The organism is Herpetosiphon llansteffanensis (genome assembly GCF_003205875.1).
Classification (GTDB): Bacteria; Chloroflexota; Chloroflexia; order Chloroflexales; family Herpetosiphonaceae; genus Herpetosiphon; species Herpetosiphon llansteffanensis.
Window position 1 is genome coordinate 1 of the sequence record NZ_PUBZ01000164.1, and the last position, 10129, is coordinate 10129.

The following is a 10129-nucleotide window of genomic DNA, read 5'->3' on the forward strand; positions in this document are numbered from 1 at the left end:
TAAGAGACATGTTCTATGCTCTATGTTCTATGTTCTTTCGTTCCCTTGTGCTATTATGCATATATCGACATATTGCATGAGGTAACGGACAAATCATGGCAATTCCAGTAGGCGCAACTCGTGGGCGCAGCAGCCAACGCAGCGCTGTATTAAAGTTGGGCTTGCCAGCAGTGGGCGAGCAATTATTGAGTTTGATGGTAGGCTTGGTTGATACCTATGTGGTTGGCCATTTGAGCCTTGAAGTCGCAACCGCCAATGGCTATGATCGCCAAGTTGCGTTGGCGGCAACTGGCATTTCGAGCCAAGTTACATGGACATTAATTACCTTTTTTATGGCGGTTGCGCTGGGCAGCACGGTGGTGATTGCGCGCTTTATTGGAGCTGGTGAGCGCGAACAAGCTAACCAAACCTTGCGCCAAGGCTTGATTATTGGGCTAGCAATGGGCTTGCTTGGGCTGTTTTTAGCCTACGCTTTTGCGCCGCAACTGATGGATTTGCTTGGCGCGAATGAACAAGTGCGGCGTTATGGCGCGGGCTATTTGCGCATTTCATCCTTATCGATGCCGTTGATGGCGATGCTCTATGTAGGCAACGCTGCTTTGCGTGGCTCGGGCGATACTCGCACGCCGCTCAAAGTGATGTTGGTGGTCAACGGCATCAATGCAGTGTTATCGTTGCTCTTGGTCAATGGCTACCTTGGTTTTCCGGCGCTCGGCATCAACGGTGCAGCTTTTGCAGCCATGAGCGGGCAAGGAGTCGGCGGTTTAATTGTGCTTGCAACCTTGATTCGCGGTCGCTCTGGCTTGCACCTTAATCAAATTCCACGGCCTAATCGCAATTTGATGTGGCGAATTTTACGCCAAGGCCTGCCCTATGGCGCTGAACAATTTATTTTTCAGGCAGCGTTGTTGATTTTCATCCATTTGATCAACGATATTGGCACAGCGGCCTATGCTGCCCACAACACAATTATCACGATTGAGAGCATCTCGTTTTTGCCTGGCATGGGCATGGCGGTGGCGGCAACGACCTTGGTTGGCCAGCATATGGGCGCAAATCAGCCCCAAGCTGCCAGCGAAAGTGGCTTCGAAGCCTTTCGTTTAGGCGCAATTTTTATGAGCGCGATTGGCTTGCTGTTTGTGATTGCGCCCGAAGTCTTTCTGCGCTTTTTTGTAGCCGACGAAGAAGTTGTGCGTTTGGCGGCCTTGCCCTTGCGCATGGTTGGTTTTGCCCAGCCAGCCTTGGCGGCCAATTTTATCTTCAGCGGCAGTTTGCGCGGCGGCGGCGAGCCAAAATGGCCTTTGATTAGCAAAATGCTGAGTGTTTGGTGCGTGCGCTTGCCCTTAGCTTGGCTGCTGGTCAAACACTTCGATCTTGGCTTAAATGGCATTTGGCTGGCGATGTGCACCGATTTTGCGGTGCAAGGAACCTTGGCTTGGTGGCGCTTCCGCCAAGGCAAATGGCAAAGTGCCAAAGTCTAAAAAAGTATGAAGGATGAGGGATGAAGGATGAACCGTAAGAACATAGAGCATAGAACATACGGATTAGGGGCTGGGGGGTATTTATCTTCGTGGATCAAACTTTTAACGCAGAGGCGCAGAGAATAGCGAGCTATGCGTTATGTGTACTAGTTCATTCCGTGGTTTTTTAGCAATTTCTTGGTAAAAAAGAGTCGGCTCCCCCTCGCCCGCGTTCAGTGGGAGAGGGGGTGAGGGCATGCTCCTCATTGCTCTTTCAATGTACTACAGATCAGGGTCGGGGTTCAAACTTTTAACGCAGAGGCGCAGAGAATAGCGAGCTATGCGTTATGTGTACTAGTTCATTCCGTGGTTTTTTAGCAATTTCTTGGTAAAAAAGAGTCGGCTCCCCCTCGCCCGCGTTCAGTGGGAGAGGGGGTGAGGGCATGCTCCTCATTGCTCTTTCAATGTACTACAGATCAGGGTCGGGGTTCAAACTTTTAACGCAGAGGCGCAGAGAATAGCGAGCTATGCGTTATGTGTACTAGTTCATTCCGTGGTTTTTTAGCAATTTCTTGGTAAAAAAGAGTCGGCTCCCCCTCGCCCGCGTTCAGTGGGAGAGGGGGTTGGGGGGTGAGGGAACACGATTGTCAATCCAATGTACCAGTACACATAGCCTATAGCCAAGTTCAGCTTCTGCCTTTTGCCCTTCATGCTGCCTTTTCATCCTGCTTTCATTGCGGCTGATCCATTTAGCTTTATAATGGAACTACGTTTTGGTTACAGGAGAGCGGTCGCATGCAGCGTTTCTTGAAATCAGTAGCTGGATTAATCGCGGTTGGCTTGATCATCTATGGCATGGTGCCGTGGTCAAAAGAAGAGCATTGGTTGCCATGTTTGTGGGCTGCCACGTTGCTTGGTGGTTTTGCGATTTGGCCGATTCGCACCCAACGTGCCACCGGAATTTATACTGCAACCCAAAACTTAGCCTTGTTTATGATCATTGGCTTTACGATGTTGACGCTGCAATTGCTGCGCACGCAGGTGATTCGCGCCGATGAAATTTATAATCGGGTGGTTGCCGAGGACGATGGCAATGTTACCAGCAATATTCGGCTTGTGCGTAGTACCAACCGAATTAAGCGCGGCGCGATTTTCGATTCGCAAGGCGTGACCATGGCCGAAAATGTGATCGTTTCGGATAATCGCTCGTATCGCACCTATCCAATCGCCAATCAATACGATATGCGCGCGTTTGGTCACACACTTGGCTATGTCAGCAGCATCTATGGCTTATATGGCTTGGAAAGTAGCTATAACGAATATTTGGCTGGTGGCAAGGGCAATAGCTGGCAAAATTTGCAAAATCAGCTGTTTAGTCGCCCACGCGAAGGCAATAACGTTCAGCTTACGATCAATGCTCAATTGCAAGATCGCGCCTTCAAGGCGCTTGATGGGCGGGTTGGCTCGGTCGTGGTAATGGATGTTAAAACCGGCGCAATTCGCGCTATGGTCAGCACGCCCAGTTTTGATCCTTCGCAATTGACCTTGCGGCTTGATGCAGAAGATTATGCCGCCGAAAGCGATCGGGTGGTTAATTATTGGAACTCATTGATTAGCGATGAATCGCGGCCCTTGATATTTCGCTCGACCCAAGGCCAATATCCACCAGGCTCGACCTTCAAAACGGTCACGGCGATTGGGGTTTTGAATAATCCCGATGTTGGCAAGCCTGAGGAAATTACCTGTCCCAACGAGTTGTTCCCGCAAGAGGGCGTAAGTGTACCAGTGGTCAATGCAGTTGATGACGAAGCTGGCTATATTGCCCAGAAATTTGGCCAAAAGTTTGGGCTTGATGGCGTGTATGCCTTCTCGTGCAACACCGCCTTTGCTCAATATGGCATTCGCTTACAAAGTGAGGGCCGCAATTTGCTTGAAGATCAAGCGCGGCGCTTCCACATTTACCCCGCCGATGAATTGCCCGACACCGGCGATCTGACCGACTTGCCATCTGCGCCAAGCCAACTTTATGGCGGCGAAGATGGCGACGATTGGTGGAGCCAGCCAGTGGCAATTGCTGATACTGCTTATGGTCAAGGTCGTTTGTTGGTTACGCCGCTCGAAATGGCGATGATCACCCAATCGATTGGCAATAACGGCGATATGATGAAGCCCTACTTGGTCGAACGCGTGACCACACCCCAAGGCGGTGAGTTGTATCAAGCCCGCCCGCGCAAAATTGGCGATCCAATGAGCGTCGAAGTTTCGCAGCGGATTCGGGTTTCGATGAAGGCTGTCGTTGAACAAGGTTGGTCGGGAGCGACGGTTGCTGGTGTGCCTGGCTATAGCGTTGGTGGTAAATCGGGTACTGCCGAAAATCCGCTTGGTGCGCCGCACGCTTGGTTTATCTCGTTGGCTCCGCTCGACGACCCCAAATACGCGGTGGCGGTGATGGTTGAGAATGGTGGCGAAGGCACGAGTGTTGGCGGCTCGTTGGCAGGCATTGTCATGACCGCAGCACTGGAAATCAATCCATAAGCGTTTTTTTGAAGGATTTTTCATGGCTATCAATCAAGAGCGGCTGCTCGATACGTTTTTTACTTTGGTTCGAATCGATAATCCATCTGGTGGCGAAGCCGCCATGGCCGCGCATTTGATCGAGCGCTGCCAAGCCCTGGGCTTAAGTTGCGAGCAAGATGCAATTGGCAATGTGATTGCCCGTTTGGCTGGCGCTGGTGCTCCATTGTTGCTGAACGCCCATATGGATAGCGTCGCGCCATGTCATGGCAAAGAGCCAGTTCTGCGTGATGGCAATATCTATAGTGCTGGCGATACGGTGCTTGGAGCCGATGATTTAGCTGGCGTGACCGCCTTTTTGGAAGGTGTTCAAGCAGTAATTGAATCGGGCAAGCAGCATCGCGCCATCGAATTAGTCTTTACGGTGCAAGAAGAAACTGGCTTGTATGGGGCGCGTGCCCTCGATTACAGCAAGCTGCAAGCAAAACAAGGCCTAGCCTTTGATTTAAATGGCGATGTTGGCGCGATCTGTGTTGGTTCGCCAGCTCACGATTCATTTACCGCCACGATTACTGGGGTTTCGGCCCACGCTGGGGTTGCCCCCGAAAAAGGCATCAGCGCGATTGAAGTGGCGGCGCATGCGATTGCCGCCATGCCCTTGGGCCGACTCGACGATGAAACAACCGCCAATATTGGCTCGATTCAGGGCGGCAAGGCCAACAACATTGTGCCCGATTTGGTGGTGGTCAAAGGCGAGGCTCGTTCGCGCAACCAAGCCAAGCTCGATGCTCAATGGCAAATCATGCGCAATGCCTTGGAGCAGGCAGCAGCCAAATTTGGCGCAACCGTTGAAATTGAACATAAACAACATTATGGCCCAAGCGTGTTGGCTCCCGATGCTGCCATTGTGCAATTGCTCAATCAAGCGATTCGGGCGATTGGCCTTGAGCCGTCGTTGGTCGTAACTGGCGGCGGTAGCGATGTCAGCATCATCAGCAATAACGGCATCGAAACTGCCAACTTGGCGATTGGCTACGAAAATATTCACTCAGTCGATGAGTTTATTCCGGTTGTGCAATTGCAACGGGCGGCTCAAATCGTCGAACAAATGCTTTTGATGATCTAAATCGATCGTTGCTCAGTAAGCCGCTGTGCTGCTTGCGGGCAGTTTACGGCGGCTTTCACAGAAATGCGCGGCGGGAAACCCCATCCCTTTGTGGGTGGGGAGGAAGCGCCGCCCTCCAAACTTGCACAACCGTTCGGGGTGTTGTATAATCATATTATGAAGTTGATTGCACAACTCAAATTGTTGCCTACGTCCGACCAACACGCAGCGTTGCTGCGAACGGTGGAACAGGCGAACGTCGTGTGCAATGCTATCAGCCAAACGGTGTGGCAGTCGCAAACGTTCAAACAATTTGATGTGCATACACTCGTGTACGACCACATCAGGGCAACATCGGGACTGTCGGCACAAATGGTTGTGCGGCAGATCGCTAAAGTTGCCGATGCGTACAAAATTGACCGTACGGTGCAGCGCACATTCGCCCCACACGGCGCAATCTCCTATGATGATCGTATCCTTAGTTGGAACATGCACGCGCCGTCCGTCAGTATATGGACGGTCAACGGGCGACAATCTATTCCGTTTGTGTGCGGCAAGCGACAATGGGAATTGTTGCAATCGCGGCGCGGTGAAACCGACCTTGCGTATGTCAATGGGCAGTTCTACCTCCTTGCAACGTGTGATGTTGAGGAACCAACGCCCGATGATGTTGACAGGACGATAGGCGTTGACCTCGGCATCGTGAACACTAGCACCGATAGCGATGGTGAAACCTACAGCGGCGCACAGATTGAACGGGTACGCCAGCGGTATCAACGCCGCCGTTCTGCGTTACAAGCGGTCGGAACCAAGAACGCTAAACGGCGCTTGAAATCCATCAGCGGCAAACAACGCCGCTTCCAGACCAACACAAACCATACGATAGCCAAGCGGCTTGTTGCGAAAGCCAAATGCACAAAGCGACAGATAGCGTTGGAAGATTTGACGCATATCCGTTCGCGGGTCAAGGCTTCTGGCAGACAGCAACGGGCGCGACACAGCAATTGGAGTTTCAACCAACTGCGACAGTTTGTGACCTACAAGGCAGCCATAGCGGGGGTGCGCGTCGTGCTGGTCAATCCAGCCTACACATCGCGGACCTGTAGCGCCTGTGGTCACTGCGACAAGCGCAATCGGAAGAACCAAGCCGTGTTTTGTTGTGTCGTGTGTCAATTCGCTACCTCAGCGGATTACAACGCGGCAATCAATATCGAACGGGCAGTTGTCACCCTGCCTATGGCATCAACGCTTCGGCGTTAGGTGCAAGCCCTGCCCCTTGTGGGCGGGGTGGTTGACTTAGGGGTGGTTATGCGTTATCGTTGGTTGCTTTTGCTAATCGTCTTGCTCGCTGGTTGTACGCCCCAATTGCCTTGGGCGGCCACCCCGACTGTGCCACCAACATTAACCGCAACCACGGCTCCTGTGGCCTTGGCTACGCCAACCCTTGCGCCTAGCCCAACTGCAATTCCAACAGTTGAGCCAAGCGCAACGCCTGAAATTACCCAAACAACGCCAACTCCTGCCCCAACGATGACAGCCGATCAGCGGCTGACCTTGTTCAACGATGTTTGGCAAACTGTCAACGAGCATTATCTGTATCCCGATTTTAATGGCATGGATTGGGCCGCAGTGCGCAGCGAAATTGAGCCGCAAGTGCAAGCAGCACCCGATGACGAAACGCTGTATACGATTCTCGAAGGCATGGTTGGCAAGCTCAACGATCAACATTCGCGCTTTGCCCGCCCAGTCGAGGCGGTGCAGGAAGATGCGGTTGCCAACGGCACCGATAGCTATGTTGGCATTGGCGTGCTGACCATTCACGAAGAAAGCGCCGCCTTTATCACCTTGGTTTTCCCCGATAGCCCAGCCCAAGCAGCTGGCCTGATGCGCGGCGATCGAATTACCGCAGTCGAAGGTCAACCCTTTACCAGTTCCGACCAAATTCGTGGCCCCGATGGCAGCCAAGTCCGCTTGACGGTACAAACGCCGCAATCCGACCCGCGCGAGTTGGTGGTTACCCGCAAGCCAGTGATTGGCAAAATTACGCCAGCAGGCCGCCGTTTGCCCAACGCTCCAACCATCGGCTATTTGCTGATTCCAAGCTTATGGGCCGACGATATGCACACCCAAGTTGTCAGCGAATTAAACGAATTACTGGCCGCAGATCAGCCGCTTGAAGGCCTGATTTTGGATCTGCGATCCAATGGTGGTGGCTGGCGGAGCGTGCTCGAAGGTATTTTGGGCCAATTTGTCAGCGGCGAGGTTGGCAATTTCTACAGTCAAGATAATTTATATCCATTAACGATTAAGCCTGGCACATTGTACGAACAGTTGCGCGATGTGCCGCTGGCCGTGTTGATCGATAAAGATAGCGCTTCGTATGCAGAAGTGCTGGCGGGAACGCTGCAATTTAATGGCGCATTGGTGCTTGGCCAAGCCAGCCAAGGCAACACCGAAACTATTTTTCAATATAATTTTGATGATGGTTCGCGCTTGTGGGTAGCGCAAGAGGGCTTTAAATTGCCCGATGGCCGCAATTTTGAAACCAGCGGCGTGCAGCCCAACATTGTGATTGAAGAAGATTGGACTAAATACACGATTCCCAATGATCCGGCTATTTTGCAAGCGATTGTTTCGTTTAGCGAGCGCTAGCTTTAAACAGCAGTGGCGCTAACAAGGCCAAAATAGCAATTGCCAGCATTGGCTCAAAGGGTGGCCAATCCAGTTTGGGGTAAATTTTATACAGCATTGCCATGCCCGAACGGCGTGCCAGCCAAAACCCAAGTGGCGCAACAGCCGCCAACAGCGTGATCAGCGTTGCTTGGCGTGTCCAGCGCTCGCGGCGATAACTGCTACGAATAATCAGCCGATTGGCTTGCCACCAATAACTCAGCATGGCAAGCAGACCAAGTGCCAAGCCAAGCCAACCAAGCATTGCTGCCACGCTGCCAGTGCGATAGAAAAATAAAGCCCAAACTCCAGCGCACACCAGCAGCACTCCCGCTAAGCCAAGCCATGTCCAGCGGGCTGCGATTTTGCCGCGCTGGGTGCGCCCAAAACCACGAGCTTCCATCGCCTCGGCTAAGGTCAGCGATTGCTCCAAGCCGCCGCTGAGCAAGGGCACGAACAAGGGCAATGCATCGCGCCACGAACGAAAGCGATGGCCGCGCAACCGCTGGGCATCGCGAATTGCCCGCAGCCGCAGCAAAGTTTGGGGAATAAAGGCCAAGCCAATCGTCAGCACCAAGCCAAGTTGAAAAAAGCCTTGCGGTGTGCGTCGCAACAGCCGATAGTGATTGACGCAGGCGTTGAAGGTACCAACGACGAGCAATAATGTCCACAAACGCAAGCCGCGCACTGCTCCGCTGGCCAATTGTTCGGCGGTAATCAGCCCGCCCAGTTGAATGCCGCCAAGCAACTGCGGCAAGCGCCAACTTGGCAATTCAAATAAAACAGTTTGGCCACGCAGCATGCTGGCGGTAATCACGCTAAACAGCAAATTGAAGCCAAATAGCACGCCGCCAAGTTGCAGCATCACCCGCACAACCGCTTGAAACGGGCTATCCAAGGCACAATGTTGCCAAATTAATAAACTTACAGCGCCAATCAAACACAAATACAATGGCTGATCGGTTTGGCTGATGCAGGCCAAGGCTGCGACCAACCAAGCCACCCACGCCAAACTATGGCCGCCTTCCCATGGGCGGTCGATGCGGCGCTGGCGTTGGCTGGCTTGGCTCGACCACTCCTTGCTGGCAGTTGCTGGCTTTCCTTGGATGAGCGCTTCCCGCGCACGGCCTGCCGCTGGTTGATAGACTTCGCTGCTCATCGTTTGCTTTGGCGTTTCCAGATGCCAGCGCCAGCTAAGGCCAGCAAAATCACCCCAAAAATAAGATAGTTGGTAGTGTTTGAGCCGCTGGTGGTGCTTGGCGTAGGGCTGGGCGTGCTAACTACGCTGTTGGTAGCCGTTGGCGCGTTGGTTGCGCTCGCGGTTGCTTGCTCAGTTGGTGCAACTGTTGGGCTAACAATGCTGGCTGGGCTGGCAACGTTGGTTGCGCTTGGCTCTGCTTGGGTTGCTAATGGTACAGTTGCGGCGCTGGTTGGGCTGACTGTGATCGTTGGACTGTCCGCAACCAGCGTTGGAGCCACGGTATTAGTATCTGGAATAGCGGTTGGCTCGTTGGTAGCGATGGCTGGAATTTCCGTTGCTGGAATTGTGGTTGCGACTGGTGCTGCTTGAGCGGCACAAACCTCGCCCCAACTGATAACTGGTGGCGTGGAGCCACGTTCGACGCTGCCGCCACCCCAGGCCCAGCCCTCGACCGCGCCATCGCGCACCTTGTAGGAGCCAGCGCCGAGCTTGGAATATTGCCACACGCCATCAAGCAAATGGCTATAGGCCCAGTAGGTGCAATCGCCGCCTTGGCATTTGCAGGCACACGATTCATTGGGATAATCGCAGCCAACGCCATCGACTGAGCAAACCATTGCCCCCATTGAGGAGCCTTCGGCCACCACATTAAAGCCTGCTGCCAGCAAGGCATCATAGCCGCTGATCGATTCTTGATCGAAACCAACGCAGCGCGCATCGACCGCGCCAGAGGCATATTGCACTACCACCGCAGCATGATATTGATGCCCATCACCTTGGGCGGCAATCGATTGAGCCAAATTGCCAAGCAACAGCATGGCGATGGCAATAACAACGACCAACAAACGACGCATGAGATTTGTTTCCTATTTTGATCAATAACTGTTTGAGATTACCTCACCCCAACCCCGCTCCCGTGGCGCGGGGCTTTCATCGGGTGGCGATTGCCGAAATCGTGGTAGAAAACGGCTGCTCCCCCTCGCCCGCGTTTTCGTGGGAGAGGGGCTGGGGGGTGAGGGTAGGTTTTAAGATCCCCTCACCCCAACCCCTCTCCCGTGCGCGGGCGAGGGGCGTTCATTCCGTGGTTCTTGTCGCAATTCTTGGTGAACAACGGTCGGCTCCCCCTCTCCCACGAAAACGTGGGAGAGGGGGCTGGGGGGTGAGGGAATGCTCCACAAC

Annotated in this window: 7 protein-coding genes; 5 read left to right on the plus strand and 2 right to left on the minus strand. The window is 53.3% G+C overall.

What is annotated here, in order from left to right:
* Positions 1–95: 95 nt before the first annotated feature.
* The 5 genes from C5S61_RS25690 to C5S61_RS25710 all read left to right on the plus strand — a co-directional run bounded on the left by C5S61_RS25690 (position 96) and on the right by C5S61_RS25710 (position 7731).
* Positions 96–1481 carry an MATE family efflux transporter gene (locus C5S61_RS25690; RefSeq protein ID WP_110520304.1) on the plus strand — a complete coding sequence of 462 codons (1386 nt, stop codon included), beginning with the start codon at positions 96–98 and terminating at the stop codon, positions 1479–1481.
* A gap of 774 nt (positions 1482–2255) precedes the next feature.
* Entirely contained in the window at positions 2256–3995 is a 1740-nt protein-coding gene (locus C5S61_RS25695) for a peptidoglycan D,D-transpeptidase FtsI family protein (protein ID WP_110520306.1), read from the plus strand.
* A 22-nt stretch (positions 3996–4017) separates the two neighbouring features.
* A complete protein-coding gene (locus tag C5S61_RS25700; protein WP_110520308.1) occupies positions 4018–5100 on the plus strand; it encodes a M20/M25/M40 family metallo-hydrolase in 1083 nt (360 codons plus the stop codon).
* Between the two features lie 156 nt (positions 5101–5256).
* A complete protein-coding gene (locus C5S61_RS25705) occupies positions 5257–6339 on the plus strand; it encodes an RNA-guided endonuclease InsQ/TnpB family protein (protein WP_110520316.1) in 1083 nt (360 codons plus the stop codon).
* 48 nt (positions 6340–6387) lie between these two features.
* On the plus strand, positions 6388–7731 hold the full coding sequence (locus C5S61_RS25710; RefSeq protein ID WP_110520310.1) for a S41 family peptidase: 1344 nt from the start codon (positions 6388–6390) through the stop codon (positions 7729–7731).
* Here the strand turns inward: C5S61_RS25710 and C5S61_RS25715 are convergent.
* Positions 7718–8908 carry an energy-coupling factor transporter transmembrane component T family protein gene (locus C5S61_RS25715; RefSeq protein WP_110520312.1) on the minus strand — a complete coding sequence of 397 codons (1191 nt, stop codon included), beginning with the start codon at positions 8906–8908 and terminating at the stop codon, positions 7718–7720. The genes C5S61_RS25710 and C5S61_RS25715 overlap by 14 nt on opposite strands.
* Positions 8905–9804, minus strand: a complete 900-nt coding sequence (locus C5S61_RS25720) for a hypothetical protein (protein WP_110520314.1) — start codon at positions 9802–9804, stop codon at positions 8905–8907. The genes C5S61_RS25715 and C5S61_RS25720 overlap by 4 nt, the downstream gene beginning before the upstream one ends.
* Positions 9805–10129: the final 325 nt, after the last annotated feature.